This is a genomic window from Haloarcula sp. KBTZ06 (assembly GCF_048595605.1).
GTDB classification, from domain to species: Archaea; Halobacteriota; Halobacteria; order Halobacteriales; family Haloarculaceae; genus Haloarcula; species Haloarcula hispanica.
In genome coordinates this window covers 2,353,548-2,373,443 of record NZ_CP184337.1, presented here as the reverse complement: position 1 = coordinate 2,373,443, position 19,896 = coordinate 2,353,548, and the positions used below count along the sequence as shown (strand labels likewise).

20 protein-coding genes and 1 pseudogene are annotated in these 19,896 nt (G+C 64.3%); 9 read left to right on the top strand and 12 right to left on the bottom strand.

The window, feature by feature from the left end; translation table 11 throughout:
* Window positions 1–556: 556 nt before the first annotated feature.
* The gene (locus tag ACNO8S_RS12315; protein ID WP_008308075.1) at window positions 557–1,465 is read right to left on the bottom strand and encodes a serine/threonine-protein kinase RIO2; all 909 of its coding nucleotides are present in this window, start codon (window positions 1,463–1,465) and stop codon (window positions 557–559) included.
* A gap of 852 nt (window positions 1,466–2,317) precedes the next feature.
* Here ACNO8S_RS12315 and ACNO8S_RS12310 point away from each other — a divergent pair.
* Window positions 2,318–3,550, top strand: a complete 1,233-nt coding sequence (locus ACNO8S_RS12310; protein ID WP_420182789.1) for a DolP-mannose mannosyltransferase — start codon at window positions 2,318–2,320, stop codon at window positions 3,548–3,550.
* A 4-nt stretch (window positions 3,551–3,554) separates the two neighbouring features.
* Here ACNO8S_RS12310 and ACNO8S_RS12305 read toward each other — a convergent pair whose 3' ends face one another.
* The 4 genes and pseudogenes from ACNO8S_RS12305 to ACNO8S_RS12290 form a co-directional block, all read right to left on the bottom strand.
* Entirely contained in the window at window positions 3,555–4,739 is a 1,185-nt protein-coding gene (locus tag ACNO8S_RS12305; RefSeq protein WP_050007077.1) for an AI-2E family transporter, read from the bottom strand.
* Between the two features lie 103 nt (window positions 4,740–4,842).
* Window positions 4,843–5,262 carry an acyl-CoA thioesterase gene (locus ACNO8S_RS12300; protein ID WP_014041210.1) on the bottom strand — a complete coding sequence of 140 codons (420 nt, stop codon included), beginning with the start codon at window positions 5,260–5,262 and terminating at the stop codon, window positions 4,843–4,845.
* Window positions 5,259–5,783: a peptide-methionine (S)-S-oxide reductase MsrA gene (gene msrA / locus ACNO8S_RS12295; RefSeq protein WP_023843406.1), complete on the bottom strand. Its 525-nt coding sequence runs from the start codon at window positions 5,781–5,783 to the stop codon at window positions 5,259–5,261. The genes ACNO8S_RS12300 and msrA overlap by 4 nt, the downstream gene beginning before the upstream one ends.
* 64 nt (window positions 5,784–5,847) lie before the next feature.
* Window positions 5,848–7,486: pseudogene (locus ACNO8S_RS12290) on the bottom strand (NADH-quinone oxidoreductase subunit D).
* Between the two features lie 88 nt (window positions 7,487–7,574).
* Here ACNO8S_RS12290 and ACNO8S_RS12285 point away from each other — a divergent pair.
* The 3 genes from ACNO8S_RS12285 to ACNO8S_RS12275 all read left to right on the top strand — a co-directional run bounded on the left by ACNO8S_RS12285 (window position 7,575) and on the right by ACNO8S_RS12275 (window position 10,200).
* Window positions 7,575–8,252 carry a helix-turn-helix domain-containing protein gene (locus tag ACNO8S_RS12285; RefSeq protein ID WP_420182006.1) on the top strand — a complete coding sequence of 226 codons (678 nt, stop codon included), beginning with the start codon at window positions 7,575–7,577 and terminating at the stop codon, window positions 8,250–8,252.
* A gap of 144 nt (window positions 8,253–8,396) precedes the next feature.
* Window positions 8,397–8,873 carry a cupin domain-containing protein gene (locus tag ACNO8S_RS12280; protein WP_336328964.1) on the top strand — a complete coding sequence of 159 codons (477 nt, stop codon included), beginning with the start codon at window positions 8,397–8,399 and terminating at the stop codon, window positions 8,871–8,873.
* Between the two features lie 532 nt (window positions 8,874–9,405).
* Entirely contained in the window at window positions 9,406–10,200 is a 795-nt protein-coding gene (locus ACNO8S_RS12275) for a lipoate--protein ligase family protein (RefSeq protein WP_008308087.1), read from the top strand.
* A 75-nt stretch (window positions 10,201–10,275) separates the two neighbouring features.
* Here ACNO8S_RS12275 and ACNO8S_RS12270 read toward each other — a convergent pair whose 3' ends face one another.
* A complete protein-coding gene (locus ACNO8S_RS12270) occupies window positions 10,276–11,025 on the bottom strand; it encodes a helix-turn-helix domain-containing protein (protein ID WP_064288789.1) in 750 nt (249 codons plus the stop codon).
* 241 nt (window positions 11,026–11,266) lie between these two features.
* Between ACNO8S_RS12270 and ACNO8S_RS12265 the strand changes: the two genes are divergently transcribed.
* From ACNO8S_RS12265 to ACNO8S_RS12255, 3 genes are all read left to right on the top strand, one after another.
* Window positions 11,267–11,581 carry a hypothetical protein gene (locus tag ACNO8S_RS12265; RefSeq protein WP_008308090.1) on the top strand — a complete coding sequence of 105 codons (315 nt, stop codon included), beginning with the start codon at window positions 11,267–11,269 and terminating at the stop codon, window positions 11,579–11,581.
* A gap of 118 nt (window positions 11,582–11,699) precedes the next feature.
* Window positions 11,700–12,533, top strand: a complete 834-nt coding sequence (locus tag ACNO8S_RS12260) for a deoxyribonuclease IV (RefSeq protein ID WP_146416935.1) — start codon at window positions 11,700–11,702, stop codon at window positions 12,531–12,533.
* A 148-nt stretch (window positions 12,534–12,681) separates the two neighbouring features.
* The gene (locus ACNO8S_RS12255) at window positions 12,682–13,428 is read left to right on the top strand and encodes a class I SAM-dependent methyltransferase (protein ID WP_420182788.1); all 747 of its coding nucleotides are present in this window, start codon (window positions 12,682–12,684) and stop codon (window positions 13,426–13,428) included.
* Here ACNO8S_RS12255 and ACNO8S_RS12250 read toward each other — a convergent pair.
* From ACNO8S_RS12250 to ACNO8S_RS12225, 6 genes are all read right to left on the bottom strand, one after another.
* Window positions 13,406–13,996 carry a hypothetical protein gene (locus ACNO8S_RS12250; RefSeq protein ID WP_420182005.1) on the bottom strand — a complete coding sequence of 197 codons (591 nt, stop codon included), beginning with the start codon at window positions 13,994–13,996 and terminating at the stop codon, window positions 13,406–13,408. The genes ACNO8S_RS12255 and ACNO8S_RS12250 overlap by 23 nt on opposite strands.
* Entirely contained in the window at window positions 13,989–14,420 is a 432-nt protein-coding gene (locus ACNO8S_RS12245; protein WP_420182004.1) for a CopD family protein, read from the bottom strand. Before ACNO8S_RS12245 ends, ACNO8S_RS12250 begins: the two co-directional genes overlap by 8 nt.
* A gap of 39 nt (window positions 14,421–14,459) precedes the next feature.
* The gene (locus ACNO8S_RS12240; protein ID WP_420182003.1) at window positions 14,460–15,290 is read right to left on the bottom strand and encodes a hypothetical protein; all 831 of its coding nucleotides are present in this window, start codon (window positions 15,288–15,290) and stop codon (window positions 14,460–14,462) included.
* A 138-nt stretch (window positions 15,291–15,428) separates the two neighbouring features.
* Window positions 15,429–15,584 (bottom strand): hypothetical protein, encoded by a 156-nt coding sequence (locus ACNO8S_RS12235; protein ID WP_154020789.1) that lies wholly within the window; start codon window positions 15,582–15,584, stop codon window positions 15,429–15,431.
* A 64-nt stretch (window positions 15,585–15,648) separates the two neighbouring features.
* The gene (locus ACNO8S_RS12230; RefSeq protein ID WP_050038247.1) at window positions 15,649–16,293 is read right to left on the bottom strand and encodes a DUF7095 family protein; all 645 of its coding nucleotides are present in this window, start codon (window positions 16,291–16,293) and stop codon (window positions 15,649–15,651) included.
* Window positions 16,294–16,381: 88 nt separating this feature from the next.
* Window positions 16,382–17,860 carry a phytoene desaturase family protein gene (locus ACNO8S_RS12225; RefSeq protein ID WP_420182002.1) on the bottom strand — a complete coding sequence of 493 codons (1,479 nt, stop codon included), beginning with the start codon at window positions 17,858–17,860 and terminating at the stop codon, window positions 16,382–16,384.
* A 170-nt stretch (window positions 17,861–18,030) separates the two neighbouring features.
* Between ACNO8S_RS12225 and ACNO8S_RS12220 the strand changes: the two genes are divergently transcribed.
* Entirely contained in the window at window positions 18,031–19,056 is a 1,026-nt protein-coding gene (locus ACNO8S_RS12220) for a DUF2332 domain-containing protein (protein WP_336328971.1), read from the top strand.
* Window positions 19,057–19,146: 90 nt separating this feature from the next.
* Window positions 19,147–19,845, top strand: a complete 699-nt coding sequence (locus ACNO8S_RS12215; protein ID WP_420182001.1) for an alpha/beta fold hydrolase — start codon at window positions 19,147–19,149, stop codon at window positions 19,843–19,845.
* Window positions 19,846–19,896 lie beyond the last annotated feature (51 nt).

Below are 19,896 nucleotides of genomic sequence, written 5' to 3'. Positions count from 1 at the left end.
TTACCCATCGTTCGGTTCCCCCGATATCCCGCTACCGCTGTCGCCACTCATCAGGCAGACGCCCCCCAATAGTGTCGGCAGAGCACGGGCGGTCGAGCAACTGCTCGCCACTGGGACCTCGGGATATGGCCCGCGGTGCACGCCGCTACCCCGCGAAGGGTGCCGACGTCGTCCTCGACGATACGACACCGCTCGCCATCGAGTCCTCTGCGGGTCTCTCCCCGTTTGTGCCCCGCACGCAGTACCGTCGTCTGCCATATGTTTTAGGCCAACCTAATAATATAAAACGTCTGCGGTTTTTAGGACTGCCTAATCCAATCTGTGAAGCTCGGTAAGGAACAGTTGAACCCACTGTTCGGCGAAGCGAGTCTGTCGCGTGGCACTCGGCCTCGCTACCGGGAACACACCGCTTCTCTCACCGCTGTCTCGAACCGACCCGTTCAGTACGGTTTGACCGATTTGATATCGCACTATATGGTTTATTTCGACCGCGATCGGTCAAGCTCCGACTCGGCCGTGAACAGCCAACAGAAGGTGAGTAGCGGCTAAAACGTCGCTACTCGGTAAACTCGGTAATAGACTCGAACGCGTCGGTCGCCAGCCGTTCGGCGACTGCGTCCCTGTCCACGTCGCTGATTTCCTGCGGGTACTTTCGTTCGAAGTAGCTCACGATGTTCTCCACATCGCGGGTTAGCAGTTCCCTGGCGTTTTCGTGGTCGGTCGGGACGGCCTGGGGCCAGTCGAAGACGACGACGCCCTCGTTCGTGACGAAGACGTTGTACTCGCTCATGTCCGCGTGGACGTACCCCTCGCGGTAGGCCGTCTGCATCTCCTCAAGCACGAGATCCAGAATCGGCAGTACCTGTTCCGGTTCGAGTTTCGTTCGGGAGAGTTCGACGCCGTCTATCTTCTCCATGACAATCGCATGGCGGTTCGTGTCGATAGGCTGTGGGACTGATACGTCCGGATACAGCGTTTCGAGGGCATCGTACTCCCGTTCGGCGGCCTTCCGGGCGGTGTAGAGCCAGGAGACGTGGTCGCGGTCGGCGGTGTACTCCCGCTCTTTCATCACTTCACGGAAATTGGTGTACCCTTCGCGGTGGTATTTCAGCGCTACCGGTTTGTACGACTGGGCCTCGTACACGTCGCTTTCCTTGCCGACGCCCAGCGGCGACCCAACTCCTTCGATAGTGTCGCGCTCGGCAAAGGTGTGCAGCGCAAGCGTGTCGTACCCCTCGAACGTGAGTTTGAACCCCTCGTACTGGATGGTCTTGCGCTCGACCAGCCCCCGGTCCGCACACCGGTCGAGCCGGTAGTCGACGTCTTCCGTCGTCAGCCGGGAGAACTCGGTCAACTTCTCGCGGGCGACGTACTCCGAGAACCGCATCCCCTGTTCGACGCCGGAGAGCAGATGGAAGTCCTCGGGTTCCAGCTCCGCCATCACTGAAGCCACGTTCTGGACCATTAGGGTTCTCTACTGGGCCAACTGGTAAAAGGCCGACGCGTTCGGCGGAGGGCATTGATAAATTAGTATTCGCTATACAAAATCATGTCTCGGCCTCGTCGCTGTTCGGTTTGCAATCGGACTGTCGATGTGCCGATCAGTACCGCTGGTGGGCGAGCGGGCTGTTCTGCGGAGTATCCAGTGTTGGTCTTGTCAGTCGCTCCGTGCCGAGTAGACGTTTCAAACCCAGTCCAGCGTCCCCGTGCTGAGTCAGATCAAAGCACAGTGCGCTCGTAAGCGGGCCCAGGTTCCCTCGTGCTGGATATACTGCTTTAATATGGGTATCTAGCTACTCCGATACGGACTTGGTTTCGATGTTTCGCGCCCAACAGCGTCTGAGACAATGTCCTGCCGAGTAGGGAATACTTTAACCCACATGGTACAGGCTCATATAGTAGTATTATCGGTCGGGTATCACCGCTGTACTACCGTTTCTGTAGCTCAAATCACGACTGAGTACTCGTGAACACGGGCTCTGAACGGTTGCAGACTCCCTTTATATGAACGGTGTCTGAACGGAATCACGAGCGACACATCAATCTAAAAACACAATCCTAATCTCGGTAGCAGTATATGTAATGCGAACAGTAGCTGCCTTTGGCTACTGAATATGTTCTAAATTAGTCTATACTTTTGGTCACCTGAACACAAACAGCCCGTGTGAGCAGACGAAACAAAGATCAACTCAGAGATCTGCTTCGCTCGCTTGCCCTCCATCCCCACGATAGACGACTCGCGTTTCCGGTACTGTTTGCCGTCGGCACGCAACTGTACGTTTTCCTGACAATCACACTCGATTCCACTCGACCGCCCATGGCACCCGACGCCGGTATCTTCCAGCATCTCGGCTGGTATTTGACACGCGGAGGGCGGTTGTACGTCGACGCCTGGGAACCGAAGTTGCCGCTGTCCTACGAGACGACCGGGATACTGGCATTGCTGTCCGGTGGCGATATGTACCGACTCCACCTCCTCAGCGTGGTGCTGATGAGCGGTGCGGTGTGTGCAATCGTCGGACTCGTCGTGATACTGGTCTATGACATCACTGGCGATGATATCGCTGCGCTGCTGGCTGGCCTGTCGATGTTCCTGTTGCCGGGGTTTGCCGTCCGGCCGGCGTATGGGTTCAAAGCGAAATACCTCCTCGTTCTCTGTGGATTACTGGCGATATATCTGTACACGCGTGGCTACCCGGCACTGAGCGGCGTGGCTGCGGCAGCCAGTGTTGGATACTGGCAGGCTGGGGCCATCTTCCCGCTGATCGTGGTCGGTCTAGCGATCCAACGGCGCGACACGCGGGCGCTTGAGCGTGTCGTCGCCGGCGGTCTCGGCTTTACCGTCGTCATGTTGATGCCGGTGTTTCTCCTCTGGCATTCAGCCTCGGAGATGGTCGTTCAGGTTCTCCTCGTACCGTTACAAACGGAGGAACACGCGTCGTTGCTCGCTCGGTTCGTCGCCGGTGTCGTCCACTTTAAATGGGCGTCACCGTTCGTCTTGCTTGGCGGGCTCGGCCTCGCTCATACCGCTCGATGCTGTTTCACAGACACTGACGGCGTTGCCGGGCGCACCGAATGGTGGATTCCGGTCGGCGCAGCGTGGTTCGCGTTTCTGATACTGTTCGTCGATTTCGAAACAGGCGGCTACACCGACCTCATTCCGGGGCTCGCGTTCGTCGCAATCGGTATCGGCATGATCGCGACGGTGCTTCGCGACCGACAACAGGCGCAGAATCTCGGCGTCGTCCTTGCGCTGGTCCTCGTCGTGAACGTCGCCTTCCTCGGTAGCGTCGGCGTCGTCTTCACACCCGTCGAGACGCCGGGACCGGTGCCGATGTCGGACCTCGAAACCCACGACCTTCCAGCGGCCTATGACGAGGCCGAACCAGTACCCGACGTCCGATACATCTACTGGCAACAGATCGAGCCGTCGACGTGTCACTACCGGCTCTCGGTGATGGAACTGCGGTGGCTCGACCGAGTCGACTCGTCAGTAGACAGTCGCTGTCTCGACTTCGGGACCGCCAGCGCTCGACTCGGGAACGGATAGCCCGTTACGACTCCGCGGAGTCGTAGTCGGAGAGCGACGTTTGCGTCGTTTCGACCGAGCCCGTGATGATGTAGGGAACGAGAATCCGGAAGAACTGGGCGGCAAGGACCAGCAGAATCGGGCCAAGGAAGATGCCGTAGAATCCGAACACGATCGGTCCGAAGATGTACGCGAACATCAACAGGCCAATGTGGGTCAGGTCGCCGCTGACGTACGGCCGAATCAGGAAATCCGGGATGGTGTCGACGACGACCAGCGTGACTGCGAGGAAGAGAACGACCCAAGCCAGGGCCGCCGTTTGTCCCGTGACGACAGCGGAGATCGCAAGCAGTGCAGCGACGGGCAGGTAGACGATTTTCATTCCGACGACAGGAACGAGGCTCCCGATGCCGGTGAGTGCGCCGACGAGTGGTGCAAACGGAATCTGCACTGAGCCGGGAGCGACCAGATTGTACAGCGAGAACACGAAAATCCCGATTACACCAGTCACCAGTGCGTTCAGGATGTTCCCGAAGAGAATCGAGGACAGTTCCTCGTCGACTGCTGCCGCGTACTCCCTGAGGACGCCCGACCCGTCGAAGGTGTCGAGGAACCAGCCGACGAGGCGCGGTCCGTCGGTAAGCAGGTAGTACGTTCCAGCGAACACGATGAACACGCGCAGCAGTAGCGCCGTAAGCATGCTCACGGAGCCGATGAGCGTATCGGATATTTGCCCCAGCCACGACTGGACTGTCGCGTTTCGCAACAGGTCGATCACCTCAGCCGGTCCCATTGCCAGCAAATCGGTGAAGCCGAGGTCGGCGAGCGGCCCCGGCAGTGAACCACCCTGGAGATCCTGGAACTGCGCGAGGTACGCCGCGCCCAAGCCGCCCTCGCCGAAGAACGCCTGTAATTCGGGGACAATGAGGACGAGCGTGTAGCCGACCAGAACCACGAACGGCAGGAGAAAGAAGAAGATCGTGGCCGCCGCGTGGACCTGCTTCTGGTAGGGGACGGCTCGATTCAGGAACGAATCGGGCAGCGGAAGCCGCCCGAGCCGTCGATAGATCGGTCGGCTGGCGTAGTACAGGAAGACGGTAAACACGAGCGTCGGGAGGAACTGGGACAGGACGAACCCGACCACGAGGAGGAGTGCTACGCCTGCGAGGGCAAAGAGGGCGCGCCGTCCGAGGTCGGTACTATATTCCATATGTTTTCAATACAACATCTCGATGAAAAATAAAACCACCGGTCGGCTCGATGATTTCTAGCGTGGCGGAACGAAATGGGCGGCGTCACGCTATCGGCTGTGGCTACAGCCCCTCGAACTCCGTGATCGCCTCCCGCCAGTCTTCGGGGATCGGACGCGAGGATTCCGTGTCGCGATCGTACGTGACGACAGTCGTTTCCCCGGTCGCAGCCACACCGTCCTCGGTCCGGACCTCGTACTCGAAGGGGAAGCTCTTCCCGCCCAGACGGGGCACCCGGACGGCAACGGCGACGGAGTCACTGATCCGGACCGGCTGGATGTAATCGATTTCGAGGTTCGCGATGACCATGCCGGTGCCCGACTCGCTGCCCGAGAGCAGCGCTTCGCCACAGTCGACCACGTCGTGCAGGTAGTCGATGCGAGCCTCCTCGAAGTAGGTCGCGTACGTCGCGTTGTTGACGTGGCCGTACGTGTCGATGTCCGTGTACCGGACCTCGACTTCCGTCGTGTACTCGAAGCTCATGCCAGCAGTTCCGCGTGTTTCTCTTTGAGCTTCTCGATTTTCGGCGGGATGGTCAACTGACAGTAACTCTGGTCCGGATTCTTCTCGAAGTAGTCTTGATGGTACTTTTCCGCGGGATAGAACGTCTCCAGCGGCTCGACTTCGGTGACGATGTCGCTGTCGTAGCCCGGCTCTATCTCCTCGATGAGGGCTTCGACGGTTTCGCGCTGGGCCTCGTCGTGGTAGAACACGGCCGAGCGGTACTGCGTGCCGACGTCGTTGCCCTCCCGGTCTTTCGTCGTCGGGGTGTGCGTCGTGAAGTGGACCGCGAGCAGGTCCTCGTAGCTCACCTCGTCCGGATCGAAAGTGAGCTGGACGCACTCGGCGTGGCCCGTTTCCCCGCGGCAGACCGCCTCGTAGCTGGGGTCGGCGACGTGGCCGCCGGCGTAGCCCGAGACCACATCGGTCACGCCGTCGACCTGCTTGAACACCGATTCCGTACACCAGAAGCAACCGCCCGCGAATGTCGCTTGTTCAGTCATCACCGGACGTACGTGCCCGGCGTACAAAACTCACTGGCTGTGTTCGTCGCAGATGGGTGCCGGCCTACCGGTCGACCTCGCCCATGATGGTGTCCAGACTACCTATCGTCGCTACGAGGTCGGGGATGTACTCGCCACGCGCCATCTCGGACAGCGCCTGGACGTGCGAGAAGGAGGGGCCGCGGATCTTGAACCGGGCCGGCGTCTCCGTCCCGTCCGAGCGGATGTAGATGCCGAGTTCGCCCTTCGCGGCCTCGACGGCGCGGTAGAGTTCGGCGTCGGGGTCGGGCCGGAGCGTGCGGGGGACGTTGGCCTGAATCTCGCGGTCGTCCTCGGGCCAATCCTCCAGTAGGTCGACGCACTGGCGGATAATCTTCGCGGACTCCTCTACCTCGCGCAGGCGCACGAGCAGGCGCGAGAAGTTGTCGCCGCCCTGCTCGGTGACGACCGACCAGTCGAGTTCGTCGTAGTAGCCGTAGGGGTCGTCCCGCCGGAGGTCGTAGTCGACGCCGGAGGCTCGGGCGACCGGCCCGGTACAGCCATAGGCCTTCGCGGTCTCGGCCGGGAGGTGGCCCGTGTCAACCGTTCGCAGTTGGAGGATTTCGTTGCTGGTGAGCATGTCGTGGTACTCCGTGAGCTTGTGCGGCAGGTCGTCGAGGAACGCGCGTATCTTCTCGAAGAACGCCTCGCGGGGCTCGGGCAGGTCCCAGGCGACGCCGCCCAGCCGCAGGTAGTTGAACATCAGCCGCTGGCCGGTGAGGTCCTCGAGGATGTCCTGCACGAGTTCGCGGTCCCGGACCCCCCACTGGAAGGTGGCGGTGAACTCCCCGACCACGTCCAGCGCGTAGGTCGCGACCGCGAGCATGTGCGAGAGAATTCGCGAGAGTTCGCCGCCCATCGTCCGGATGACCTGGGCATACGCCGGCACCTCGATGTCGGCGAGGTCTTCGGCCGTGCGGGCGTAGGCCCACTCGTTCAACAGCCCGGCCCCGCCCCAGTCCCAACGGTCCGGGTAGGGCATGATCTGGTGGCGGTAGCCCCCCCTGCTGGCACATCTGTTCCTCACAGCGGTGGATGTAGCCGATGTCGGGGTCGACGGCCGCCACCTGCTCGCCGTCGAGTTGGGCGTTCAGGTGCAGGACGCCGTGAGTCGAAGGGTGGTGTGGCCCCATGTTGAGGTGCATCGTCTCCGGCCCCTCGCGGCGGTCTTCGAGCAGGCGCTCGTGCTCGCGAAAGGAGACGATCTGTGGCTGGTCCTGATTGTAGTCCCGGCTCAGCGGGTGGCCCTGCCAGGTCTCGGGCAGGAGAATGCGCCGGAGGTCAGGGTGGTCCGCGTACTCGATGCCGACCAGGTCGTAGGCCTCCCGCTCGTGCCACGCCGCCGTCGGGTACACGGGTGCGGCTGACTCGCTGCTCGGCGACTCCCTGGGCGTCGGAACGACGACCGAGAGTTCCTGTGTCGGGTCGGCGTAGCGTCGCAGATGATAGATCGTCTCGAACCGGTCGGCGTACTCCTGTGCCGTGACGCAGGCGCAGTGGTCCAAGCCGACATTCTCTTTCAGCGTCGAGAGGACGGTCTGTACTTCGTCAGCGCGGATGACGACAGCCGGAGCGTTCTCGTGGCGTTCGGTGGAGAGGACGTGGTCGGCAATCGGCTCGATAAGCGGATGGACGTCGTCGGTGCGGTGGACTGTCTGGGCCATCTCAGTGTCCGTGCGTTCGGCGGCCGAGTGCCTCGGACTATCCCCTCACGCCCGAGGTTATTTTAAATACTGCTCGGAACAGCCAGGTATGAAATACGTCACGCTCTCGCTGTGGATGGCCCCCGAGGTCCGCCACCCGATGCATCAGTTCGTCGTCGAGCACGACGGCTACGAGGCGAGCTATCTCCTCCGGGGCAACGACATAGGTGCCGACCTCCAGACGCTGCTGTTTCATGTCGACGGCTTCCCGCCGGAGCCCTACCGGGCGGCGCTGGAACAGGCTGACACCGTCCGGGAGTACGCCATTTCGACGTGCCCCGACGAGACGTTCTACCTCTACGTACAGGACTCGCCGTCGACGACCGGCCACGACCTCGTCGACGCCCTTACGCGGGCCGGTCTGGTCATCGTCTCGCCGGTGGTCTACCGCGCCGACGGGACGGTCGGGCTCACCCTGGTCGGCCCGGGCGGGACGGTCCAGCAGGCGGTCGAGACGGTGCCCGACGGCGTCTCCGTCGACGTGCGGGAGATCGGGGAGTACGACAGCCGACGGCTCGACACCGGCGCGGCGCTCACCGACCGGCAGTTCGAGGCTGTCGCCGCCGCTGTCGACTGCGGGTACTACGCTGACCCCCGCGAGGGGAGCGTCGACGACGTCGCCGACGAACTGGGCTGTGCCCCCGGAACTGCCGCTGAACACCTCAGGAAGGCCGAGGCTCATGTGATGGCTGACGTACTCGAACAGCGTCCCGTACCAGCGGAGTAGTCCGCACTGCCCGGGGACCGCCGGAGCGGCTGACTACCGTATGTCTTCCCGAAAAACTATAAACTCCGGAACAGTGCCTTCTAATGCTGGATTGCGAACACACCCCAGGGGCTAGCGGTGGCCCGACTCAGGACGACACTGACCATGGACACAGTAACTATCGACGACGTACCGGTCGAACGGAACCCGATGCAGGTACACGACATCCGCAAGCCCGTTTCCCGGAAACTCGGGACCGAGCATTTCGCGGCGAACTACTTCGAACTCGAACCCGGTGACTCCTTCTCGGGGAGCCTCCACCGCCATCACGACCAGGAAGAAGTGTTCTACATCGAGCAGGGACAGACCACCTTCGAGGTCGGCCTCGACCGCGAGGAGGTCGACGTCTCGGGCGGCGAACTCATTCGCTTCGAACCCGGCGAGTTCCAGCAGGGATACAACGCCGGCGACGAGCGCGTCGTCGGCTGGGCCTTCGGCGCGCCCGGTGCAACTCACGACTGGGACGACTTGGAATCGAGAGCGCACTGCCCGGAGTGTGACGCGGAGACGACCCAGAGCGTCGCCCTCGCCGAGGGCCGGTTCGAACTCACCTGTACCGACTGCGGGAACGTTCAGGGCTAGGACCCACTTCTGTCGCTCTCGTGATCGGAAACAGGTGTTTGTACAGCCAGAAAGCCCCGGCCGGCTGAACTCGGGGGACTCGCTGCGCTCCTTGTCACTCCCTCCGGTCGTTCCTGTGGTGCTTACATCGCCCGCCTTCGTCCAGCCGCCCACCGGGAGACCTGCGGTCTCCCGAGCAGTCGGCGCACAGCGCCGACAACGCCCCTTTCAGTCCCGCCCAGCATTCTTTGTCCAACCGGCTACGGCTGGGACTGAAAGGGGCCGCTCGCTCGACGTTCGAGGCGATGCAAGCACTGACGAGCGACGTTGAGGAGCGAGGAAGCGCGCAGCGAGTCGCAGGAGTCGAGCGAGCGGGGGCTTTCTGGCTCTTTGCATAAACAACGACCCCGTCAGTCATTCCACCCGCTGCTATAGTAACAATTGAAACGATTTACACACTGATCACACTGCCATCGTGCGATCAGGTGTGCATTGATTTTCAATGGCTACTATAGCCCGCAATTCATATCGCATCGCGTCACGAAGCCCGGGTATGTCACTGGCCGACCTGGAGTGGCGCGTCATCGGCGAGGAAACACGACCCGGACCGATGACGATGGCGCTGGAAGCGGCCGCTGCCGAAACCGTCGCCGCTGGCGGTCCGGCAACGGTTCGAGTGTACACCTGGCCCGATACGCTGTCGCTGGGCTACGGACAGGACCCCGACACGATCGACTGGGAGTTCTGCGAGCGCGAGGACGTTGGGGTGACGCGACGGCCCACCGGCGGTGGGGCGATCTACCACGACAGCGTGGCTGATATCTCGTACGGCATCATCGCGCCGGCCGAGGCCGTGCCGGGCGACCTGATGGCGTGTTACGAGCAGTTCTGCGAGCCGGTGCTCGAAGCGTTCGAACGCATGGGCGTCGACGCGTCGTTTGCCGACGACGAGCGGTCGGCGGTCCACCAGCCGGCCTGTTACCTGCGGCAACTCCATCCGGCCCACGATATCGTCGGCCCCGATGGCCGCAAACTCAGCGGGAACGCCCAGTACCGCCAGAAGGACGCCGTCATCCAGCACGGTTCCCTGTCCGTCTCGCTGCGCCCCGACCGCCACTGCGGCTGTTTCACCGCCGACCCCGACTCGGAGCGGTTCACCGAACGCGTCGGAGCGATAGACGAGTACGCCGATATCGACCGCGCCGAGGCTGTCGAGACGCTCCGCTCGACGCTGGCCGAGTGGGTCGACGCGACCGAGGGCTCGTGGACGGACGACGAACTGGCATGCGCACGCGAGCACGCGGAAGAGAAGTTCGACGCAGACGAGTGGATTCGACGGTCGCCCTGACGCTGGCGGTGCGGTCCGGCGATGACGGCCGTGCCGGGCCACCACGAGCCGCGTCCTACCCTGAAAGTTCGCCCTTCAGAGTGTTTCCTCGACAAACTGCGAGATAAGGCGGTCCTCGGCAGTCCGGAGCTGGTACTGCACGGTCGACCGGGGCTCGTCCAGTATCGATGCGAGGTCCTTGACCGAGACTTCCCGCGGCCGCTCGTAGTAGCCGTGGGTCACGGCGGCCTTCAGCACCCGCCACTGTTGGGGCGAGAAGTTCGTCGCGACCCGTTCGGTGGCCTTCCAGTTTCCAGCACTGGTGATGTGAGACACCGAGAGTGTGACGCCATCGCGGAGGCTCGATTCGATTCTGTCGTACACCTCGCCGATGGGGTTCGACCCCGGATAGAGGACGCGCCAGCGGTACTCGTCGCCAGTCCGCCGGGATTCGAAGATAGCCCCGTCACTGACGTGTCGGTGCAGGAAACTCGGCAGCGACTGACAGCCGCTGATTTCGCGACGCAACGTGTACACCGTCCGCGACGTTTCCCCGCGGTCCAGCACGTGGTACGTCCGCGTCGTATCACAGCTCACGACGTCGAAACACTCGTTACAGCGATCTTCGTCCAGGAAGACCTCGTCGAACGCACTCAGGGCCTCGGGCGTCCCCTTCGCGTGGTCCAGCCGCCACATATGGTCGTCACCGACGAAGATGGCCGAGGACCACACAGAGAGACTTTCGTGCTGCCGGAACACGTCCATCAGGCTATCGGCTCCCGCGTCGAACTGCAAGACGAACTCGAACTCGCGTGTTTCATCTACTGCGGCCTGTGATTCGGTCATTTGGCTATTACTAACTTATCGAGACCAGTATAAGTCGATTATCAGTCGACTGAAGACGCTCAAAACTAGATAGTTGGCTATTGATAAGAATATATTCGACAGCGAGGTCACCGATGTCGGTGCGGTGGTCGATTCATCGTGACCCTCACGCCTGCAATGACGGGCTACGAGGGCGGACTGTCCAACGTTCCTGACAACAGAGCTACGTCACCGTTTTGTGGCAACCCGGCCAAGCAGTGGCATGGTCTCGTCCCCCGCTGATGACGACGCTGCCGACACCTCCGCCGACCCTCAGGCAGCCGACGGCAGCGCCGCAACGCTTTCCGAGGAAGAACTGTACGCGGTTGTTCGGGTGGCTACCGAGGACGCAGTGCTTGGCGCGCTCGGCACGCTCATGTTGGTCGGTATCGGCATCGTACTGGCCTCTTGGGGCGCAGCGTTACTAATGTCAGCAACGCCGCTTCCAGCGGCCATCGGCGTGGTTCTCGTCCTGTTCGGTGCATACCTCGCGCTATCGAGCCTCCGCATGATCCCGCCCGTTCGCGAGTGGGTCTGAGGCGGTCGGGTATCCCTGTTCCCCGGTCTGTCGTCCCGCCCGGCGAAATCCGGACACGAGCTATAACCGACCGTGGCACTCCGGAACCTCTTTTGTCGGGCATCACCGACCGGTGTGCATGGTACGAGTCGGGGCACACACCTCTATCGCCGGCGGTGTCTACAACGCCGTCGAGGAACAGGTCGAGTACAGCGGCAACTGCGGGCAGATATTCTCCCATTCGCCACAGGTCTGGCAGGACCCGAACATCGACGACGACGAAGCCGAGCAGTTCCGCGACCTCGCAGCCGACCACGGCGTCGGCCCGTGGGTCATCCACTCGTCGTATCTGGTCAACCTCTGTACGCCCAAAGACGACCTCCGCGAGAAGTCCCTCGATTCGATGCAAAAGGAGGTCGACGCCGCCGCGAAGCTGGGCATCGAGTACGTCAACGTCCACCTCGGCGCTCACACCGGCGCGGGCGTCGACGGCGGCCTGGACAACGCCGCGAGCGTGCTGGACGACCTCGACATCCCCGAGGGCGTCACCGTGCTAGTCGAGTCCGACGCCGGCAGCGGGACGAAGCTCGGCGGCCAGTTCGAGCATCTCGCGACGGTCCGGGAGCGAACCGACCAGGACATCGAGTTCTGTCTCGACACGGCCCACATGTTCGCCGCGGGCTACGACCTCTCGACGCCCGGGGCCGTCGACGAGACGCTCGCGGAGTTCGACGAGGTTGTCGGCTTCGATGACCTCGCCTGCGTTCACCTCAACGACTCCAAACACGAGTGCGGGACGAACAAGGACGAACACGCCCACATCGGCGAGGGCCACATCGGCGAGGACGGCATGCACGCGTTCGTCAATCACGACGCCATCCGCGACGTGCCGCTGGTGCTGGAGACGCCGACCGAGAACGGCAAGAGTTTCGCCTGGAACATCGACCGCGTCAAGGAACTCCGCGGCGAATAGCCGCCATCGGGCGCAGTAGGTCCGACTTCTCTCGGTTCTGTGGCGCGGTGAGCGACCGCGTTCGACCGCGGTACTTTTGGGGCCGACTCGACTCTGCGGAACTGTGCGCAGGTTCTCCGCCGACTACCTCGAAACCACCCGCCGGGGGATGTGGGGCGACTCCCGCGAGGCGCTCACGGACTTGCAGTTGGGCGAGTGCGAGCGCGTCCTCGACGTTGGGTGTGGGACCGGCGAGCTGACCCGCGTCCTCCGCGAGGAAACCGACGGAACGGTCGTCGGCCTCGACGCCGATACGGACCTGCTGGCCGCCGCCGGCGACCCGATCGTCTGCGGGGACGCGACGCGACTCCCCTTCGGCGACGACAGCTTCGACCTGGTGGTGTGTCAGGCGTTGCTCATCAACCTCCCTGACCCCGAAATCGCGGTGCGGGAGTTCGCCCGCGTCGCCACCGACCGGGTGGCTGCCATCGAGCCGAACAACGCTGCCGTCACCGTTGAGTCGACCGTCGACGCGGAGCCCATGCTGGCCCGCCGCGCTCGCCGGCTTTTTCTCGATGGAGTGCGGACAGACGTGACCCTCGGTAGTGACGCCGCCGACGTGTTCAGCGATGCGGAGCTGACCGTCGTTTCGACGACGCAGTACGACCAGGAGCAGCGCATCGAGCCGCCCTACGACGACGCGGCGATGCAGGCGGCCCAGCGGAAAGCCACTGGAACCGGACTGGCACACAACCGCGAGACGATTCTCAACGGCGATACGACGCCCGCCGAGTACGACGCGCTCCGCGAGCGCTGGCGGTCGATGGGCCGGGACGTAATCGAACAGATGCAGGACGAGGCCTACGAACGCCGCGAGACGGTGCCGTTCTTCGTTACCGTCGGCGAGGTTCCGTGACCCGCTCGCTCCCGGCGTCGGGGAGCAGGTAGCCCGCCAGTCCGTAGACTGCGATGTCCAGCAGGCTGGCGACCAGTCCGACGACGCCGCCGACGACAGCGGCGACACCGGCCCCGATGAGCAAGACAAGCAGCACCGCCTGCAGTCGGACCCCGCCGCTCTGTATTGTCGGTACGAGTGCCACTGCGAACAGTCCCAGCAGGAACGCGACGCCGGTGGCACAGCCGGCCGCAACTCCGTGGAGGACGAGCGTGCTGACTCCGGCCGAGTCGAGCGCCACCCGGCCGTGAACCCATCGGACCGCCAGGACGAACAGCGCCCAGAGGTAGCAGAAGACGGCCACGCCGACGAGGGTGTTCAGCCCGGCGAGCAGGTCGGCGAGGCCGCCGCTCGCGTGGGCGGCGAGGACGCCGAGCAGGACGAACAGGGCGGTGTCGAACGTTGCGAGCGTCCACGTCACGAGCGAGACCGGTCGCGCGTTGGCCCGTTCCGCGGTGTGCGCTGGCTCAGTCTCGGCCCCGGTCGTTATCTCGCTTTCAGCTCTCCGCTCACGCTGGTCTTCAGCCATGTGCGAGGACCTCCGCGAGGACGACGATACCGAGGAGGACCGCTGCCGTCGCGCCGTAGGCCTGCGAGAGTGTGCGCTGGAGGGTCGGAGGCAGGTCGCCGGACGTGGCCTCGCGGTCGCTGGCCTGAACGAGGAGAAGGGTTCGGACGACCGACCCGACGACGAGGGCGACGACGACGGTGAGTTTCGCCAGCAGGGTTCGGCCCCAATCGGTTCCGGGTCCTGGCGGCCCGAGCGCGCCGAGGTTGCCGACGCCGGTGAACACGAGCACGCCGACGCCGGCCCAGAACAGCCACTCGAACTGTCGCGCGGGCGCGAGCGAAGCGATAGCGCCGCTCCGATAGCTGTACCAGAGGAGGGTCGTGCCGCCGACGAGGACCGCCATCGCGAGGACGTGGAGGGTTCGAATCGGGAGGGCTGCCATAGCTGTCGCTTCACCGGCAGGTCGCAAAGAATCAGGGGGTCACTCCGACCGGTCGACTGTCACTACGTCCTCGCCCGTCGCCACGTTGTACCGTGTCGACGGGTCGACGGTCAGGCTGACGACGCCGCTGTCGAGTGCGTCCGGGCGCTCGAACCTGACGACCGTCGACCGGGCGGTGAAATCGCTGGTGTAGACACAGGGCTGTGTGTAACAGCCGAACGCGTGGATGCCGTCCGCCGTCTCCTCGATGCGTTTCAGGTGGGGGACGATCGAACCGGACCCCCAGCCAGTCTGGACGACGAGCACGGCGTGGCTCTCGAAGTCGGTGTCGGCGGCGAGACTGTAGGCGTCACCGCTGTTGTCTTCGAGTCGCTCGATGTCGTCGGCGTCTGTCAGCAGTGTCGCGTAGAGCTGGTCACCGTTGTCGTTTGAACCCGTCCGTAGCCCTTCGTCGGCAAACAGCGTCCCTCGCGTCGACGCCTGCTCGAACGACAGCGACGGCTCGGCCGGCATGTTCGCACAGAGATACAGCGGGTCGCGGTCGCCCTCGCCGGAGTTGTCGAAGTCGCACTCGATGTCCTCGATTTCGTATGGCGGTGTATCGACCCGGTCCAGGTCGCCGGGCAGCCCGTCCGGCGTGTCCGTCGGCGTTTCGTCGTCGGTGGCCGTCTCCGTGCCGCCGTCCTCCGTCTCGGTGTCGGTGGCTCCGTCGTCCGTCTCGGTGCCGGGAGCAGTTCCCGGCGACGGATGCGTGCGTGTTTCCGTGCCGCCGTCCCCACTGCCGTTCCCGCCCGGCGCGAGACAGCCGCTCAGGCCACCCATTGCCATGCCACCGACCAGTCCCAGGGTCGCTCGTCGCGTCCGTTGCATACGATTCCCTTCCCGTGGTGTGGGTGTATCCCTTCCGTTCGCTCAAAATCGCGTTGTAGTTGTCATGGGCTGTGTTCGCGCCCAGCGGTTCCGCGCGGGGCGATGGCACCCGCCGATAGACCCTTGCGGGGCGAGCAGCTACGGACGACACGTACCGATTCGCGTCTCCACATGATACCACCGCTCGTCCGCCGCTGTCCGGAGTGCCGACACGTTACCTGGAGCCGCCGGTTCGCTGCCGTCGACGACGGCGAGCGCGGCTCGGGGCTCGTCGAATGTCCCGCCTGCGGACATCGATTCTCGACGGTCGCCGCGCCCTGGCTGCAGTAATCGGCCTACCAAAGCCGGCGGCGACCGCCTACACCACGTCGCCCCGAACCGTCGCTCCCTCCTGCTGTGCCCGGTACTCTTTGACCGCGTCGGCGGCGTCGCCGGCCTCCGTCTCGTCCATCCCGAGCATCGACAGCGACTGGGTCAGCGTCGGGAAGACGAACTCGTTGTCACGGAGCTTCTGGAACGCCTCCGGCGACCGTTCGCCGTCGAGCCACAGGCAGGCCCCGCGCGGGTCCAGAATCTGCTCGTAGTCGTTTCGCATCTTCGCCCCCTTGAGCCGCTGGGTGACGTTGTCCTCGAAGGAGGCGTTACACACTTCCAGATGGACCGGCTCGTCGTCGTTCAGGAGGTGGGCGGCGAGGCACTTTTCGGGCGCGGCGTGGCCGTTGGCGTTCGCGCGGATGTACTCGGGATGCTCGTCGGCCCACGCGGCGCGGACGGTCTTGCCGACGCCGTCGACGCCGTGACTGCGCTGGAACTCCTCGGCGCGCTCCGGCGCGTCCTTGAACAGGATGTCCTTGGTGACGTACACGTCCAGTCGCTCGACCGGGTCCAGCCCGAGCGCCACGTCGCCGTACACCCACACCTCCCGGACCGGGACCGGCATCGTCTCCGCTTCGACCGTCGTGACGATCTCCTCGACGCGCTCGACTGCCTCCGGACGGTCCATACTCATTGTCCCCTCTACCGGTCGGGCGGCCTAAACGCTGACTCTCCGCGCCCGTCGCGTTGCGGCTCGCCATGCCACCTTGTGATGCTCACCGACGAACGTGATCGGCCGCGATTTTGCTCCCTTTGACGCAGGCGACGGTGCCAAGCCCCGGCCAGGTGGTGTCGCCCGCGAGGTAGAACCCCTCGATACCGATGTTCTGTGGCACAGCCCCCTGGTTCGCGTTTGCCCGCGTCTGCTTGTACCCGCCGACAGCCCCGCGGGGTCGCTTCGTGAACTGCTCGTAGGTGACCGGCGTCGCCACCTCGGAGACGACCGGGTCGGTCCCGAGGTCGGGATAGACGGTCCGGCCGCCCGCCAACAGTTGCTCGCGAGCGGCCGCCTTCTGTTCCCCGTAGGCCGCCTCGTCAAGGCCTTGCCACGGCTCGACTGCACAGTGGGTGGATAGCATGACTGCCCGGTGTCCTGCCGGTGCGCTCACGTCGTCACCCGGCGCGGAGACGGAGACGAACATGTTGTTCCCGTTGCCCAGCGGTTCGTCGTAGGCCTGCAGAATTTGGTGGTGCGTCCGCTCGCGGCTGTCGACCTCGGCTGCCGGGACGCCGAGAAACAGCACGACTGCGCTCCCTTCGTGGGCTTGCAGCATCGAACAGTAGTCGTCGAGTCTGTCGCCGACGACCGTCGGCGCGAGGCTTCTGGTAACGGGGACTGGGACAGTGCTGACGACCTGGTCTGCGTCGACCGGACCAGCCGCCGAGTCCACGCGAAAGCCGCCGTTGGAGTCGGTCACCGCAGTCACGGTTCGCCCGGTCTCGACTCGCCCGCCGATGTCCGTGTACTGGTCGACGAAGGACTCCCAGAAGCCGTACATCCCACCGGTCGCCCGGCCCAGCCCCGTCCGACGGATCGTCATCCCGAGGACGGCGTTCAACAGCGGCGCGTCGTCGAGCGTGGCATGGACCGTATCCTCGACGAGCATCGAGACGACTGCTCGGAGCGGTCGGTCGTCGTACACGCCGTGGTCGCGCATCGCGTCGGCCATCGTCCAGCGGAGATATCTGGCCAGCGGAAGGTCCCGAAGGCCGACCGCACGGGCGTTCCGAACGAGGTCGCCGACGCTCCGTATCGGCATCTTGACGTCTGTTCTGGTGAGCCGCCAGAGCCGCGCCGAGAGGTCGTCGATGAAGTCGTAGAACGCGAGATGTCGCTTGTCGTCGCCGAGTTTCGTACGCCGCTCGGCGTCCCAGTCGGCTTGGTCGCGGTACAGCGTCACTGTCCGGTCCGGCAGCCAGACATCGTAGGCGTCCTGTATCGCTATCGCTGGGGGATCGAAGCCGACGGCCGACAGTAGCTTGCCGCCGACACCCTCTGGCACGAAATCGACGAGTGTTGTCGCGCCGACGTCGAACCGGAACCCCGCCCGCTCGTAGTAGCCCGCACAGCCGCCGACGCTGTGGTGCTGTTCGAGAACGACCGTCGAGTAGCCGTCTGCCTGCAATCGTGCGGCCGTGCTCATCCCGGCGACACCGCCGCCGATGACGGCCACGTCCGCGGACTCAGTTCCCATGACTCCCCACCTGTGAGAGTATCCCGCACCCACTCGTCGCGGTGAGGACTGTGACTCGTCCGAGTTCGTTTTGCCGGCACAGACTCATTGGTCCAGCTACATGTGTGACGGTCTAAATAGTATCTACCGGGAGCCGAACACTCATCTGTCAGTGCGGTGTCTCCGCCGTTATGTCCTCCCTCCAGACGCAGTTCCGGGACCTGACTGAGTGGGCTGACGATTCCTCCCCCCTGTACGCCCACCTTTGCCACCACGCCGCGACGGACCGGCAAATACTGGACCTCGCGGCGACCGCACCGGCGGGCCGCCAGGCCCCGCACCTCCTGCTGGCCGCGGTCCAGTACCTGCTTCGGCGTCACCCGGACCACCGGCTGGCCGAGTACTATTCGAATGTCTCCCCGTCGGCGCGCGATCCCGACGAGGAGTGTTTCCCGGCCTTCCGCGCGTTCTGTCTCGACCATGCCGACGACATCCGGGCGCTCCTGCGGAGTCGGCGCACGCAGACGAACGCGGTGCGGCGCAGCGCGGTCCTCTATCCGGCCGTCGCACAGGTGGCCCGCGCCGCCGACGGGCCGCTCGCGCTGGTGGAACTCGGGCCGAGCGCCGGCCTGAACCTCCTGTTCGACCGCTACCGCTACGATTACGACGGTCGCGTAGTGGGTAACGGCGACTCACTAGTCACCATCGAGAGCAGCGTCCGGCGCGGCGATCCGCCGCTTCCAGAGACCCCTCCAGCTATCCGCTCCCGGGTTGGCATCGACCGCAATCCGCTCGACGTGACCGACGAGGCCGACAGGGACTGGCTCCGCGCGCTCGTCTGGCCCGAACACGAGGCGCGGCGCGCCGTTTTAGACGGTTCGCTGTCGGTTGCGCGGGACGACCCACCCGAGCTTATCGAGGGCGATATGCTCGATGACCTGCCAGCGGTACTCGACGAGATTCCGTCCGACGTACCGGTCTGTGTCGTGAACACGCTCGTGCTGTATCAGGTCTCGGCGGAACTGAGCGAGGCGCTGACGGCGTTTCTCGAAGAGTTGATGGCCGAGCGCCCGCTGCACTGGCTCACCGGTCAGCGGGACCTGTCGGGCGGCGAGTCGGTGGGGCTGGACTGGAGGCGCTGGACTGATGGCGACATCGAAACGACACGTCTCGCCGACTACGAGCCACACGGGGCGTGGCTATCGTGGCGGCCCTGAGCGCACCAACTGGCTACCCACGCCGGCAACACGACGGGCGGCTGTCAGGCGTTCACCCGGGCTTATGTCTCCGCCGCGGGAACGTCGCGTATGCAGATTCGCGTGTACGACGAGGGGGCTACCCAGGACTGCCTGCTCGTCCTCGGCTGGGGGAACCGGTGTCGACACCGGAACGTCCAGTGGCTCATCGACCAGCTTGCGGCAGCGTACCGCGTCCACGCCGTCGAACTGCCGACACACATCTCCGACTACCGGCGGGAGTGGGTCGGGCCGATTCAGGAGTACACTACCGACCTTGACAGGTTCGACCTGCTCGGGCACAGTGCGGGCGGGCTGACAGCGGCCCACCTCGACGCCGATGGCATCGGCAATCGGGTGTACCTGAGCCCATGGTGGGACAGTGACTTCCCGGTTCCGGGGCCGATGCTCGACGCTATCGCGTCCCTGCCAATCACGAGACCGTTCATCCCGATTGACACGCTGGACGCCGATTCTATCGGCGACCTGGCGACGGCCCGGCAGCTCGCGGACGCCCCGTCGTCGGTTTCACCCGCCTTCCTTCGGACGGTGCTGCGGGCACAGCGGTCGCTTCCCCCGGCCCGGGACGCCGCCGCGGCGTTTTGCTCGCTCACGGACACAGTCGTCGACCCGCGTGCCGTCGGCGAGCGCCTGCCGGCCGACCGCATCCGGCTGTACGACGGCGGCCACGAACTGTTCTCGTCGAGCGGCCGCGAGGACACCGTCGAGATGGTCCTCGACGCGTTACAGCACGGCCCCGACACGCTGTGAGTGTGGCTGTGATCAATTCGGTACGACCTGGCCTGTCGTGGCCGAGACGAA

Excerpts from the sequence above, each read along its gene's own strand:
- ACNO8S_RS12235 (WP_154020789.1), bottom strand. The coding sequence starts at position 15,584 with ATGTCCGCAGGCGGGACATTCGACGAGCCCCGAGCCGCGCTCGCCGTC.
- ACNO8S_RS12220 (WP_336328971.1), top strand. The coding sequence starts at position 18,031 with ATGTCCTCCCTCCAGACGCAGTTCCGGGACCTGACTGAGTGGGCTGAC.
- ACNO8S_RS12310 (WP_420182789.1), top strand. The coding sequence starts at position 2,318 with ATGGCACCCGACGCCGGTATCTTCCAGCATCTCGGCTGGTATTTGACA.
- ACNO8S_RS12300 (WP_014041210.1), bottom strand. The coding sequence starts at position 5,262 with ATGAGCTTCGAGTACACGACGGAAGTCGAGGTCCGGTACACGGACATC.
- ACNO8S_RS12230 (WP_050038247.1), bottom strand. The coding sequence starts at position 16,293 with ATGGACCGTCCGGAGGCAGTCGAGCGCGTCGAGGAGATCGTCACGACG.
- ACNO8S_RS12250 (WP_420182005.1), bottom strand. The coding sequence starts at position 13,996 with ATGGCTGAAGACCAGCGTGAGCGGAGAGCTGAAAGCGAGATAACGACC.
- ACNO8S_RS12245 (WP_420182004.1), bottom strand. The coding sequence starts at position 14,420 with ATGGCAGCCCTCCCGATTCGAACCCTCCACGTCCTCGCGATGGCGGTC.
- ACNO8S_RS12315 (WP_008308075.1), bottom strand. The coding sequence starts at position 1,465 with ATGGTCCAGAACGTGGCTTCAGTGATGGCGGAGCTGGAACCCGAGGAC.
- msrA (WP_023843406.1), bottom strand. The coding sequence starts at position 5,783 with ATGACTGAACAAGCGACATTCGCGGGCGGTTGCTTCTGGTGTACGGAA.
- ACNO8S_RS12265 (WP_008308090.1), top strand. The coding sequence starts at position 11,267 with ATGGTCTCGTCCCCCGCTGATGACGACGCTGCCGACACCTCCGCCGAC.
- ACNO8S_RS12305 (WP_050007077.1), bottom strand. The coding sequence starts at position 4,739 with ATGGAATATAGTACCGACCTCGGACGGCGCGCCCTCTTTGCCCTCGCA.
- ACNO8S_RS12275 (WP_008308087.1), top strand. The coding sequence starts at position 9,406 with ATGTCACTGGCCGACCTGGAGTGGCGCGTCATCGGCGAGGAAACACGA.
- ACNO8S_RS12260 (WP_146416935.1), top strand. The coding sequence starts at position 11,700 with ATGGTACGAGTCGGGGCACACACCTCTATCGCCGGCGGTGTCTACAAC.
- ACNO8S_RS12215 (WP_420182001.1), top strand. The coding sequence starts at position 19,147 with ATGCAGATTCGCGTGTACGACGAGGGGGCTACCCAGGACTGCCTGCTC.
- ACNO8S_RS12240 (WP_420182003.1), bottom strand. The coding sequence starts at position 15,290 with ATGCAACGGACGCGACGAGCGACCCTGGGACTGGTCGGTGGCATGGCA.
- ACNO8S_RS12255 (WP_420182788.1), top strand. The coding sequence starts at position 12,682 with ATGTGGGGCGACTCCCGCGAGGCGCTCACGGACTTGCAGTTGGGCGAG.
- ACNO8S_RS12225 (WP_420182002.1), bottom strand. The coding sequence starts at position 17,860 with ATGGGAACTGAGTCCGCGGACGTGGCCGTCATCGGCGGCGGTGTCGCC.
- ACNO8S_RS12270 (WP_064288789.1), bottom strand. The coding sequence starts at position 11,025 with ATGACCGAATCACAGGCCGCAGTAGATGAAACACGCGAGTTCGAGTTC.
- ACNO8S_RS12285 (WP_420182006.1), top strand. The coding sequence starts at position 7,575 with ATGAAATACGTCACGCTCTCGCTGTGGATGGCCCCCGAGGTCCGCCAC.
- ACNO8S_RS12280 (WP_336328964.1), top strand. The coding sequence starts at position 8,397 with ATGGACACAGTAACTATCGACGACGTACCGGTCGAACGGAACCCGATG.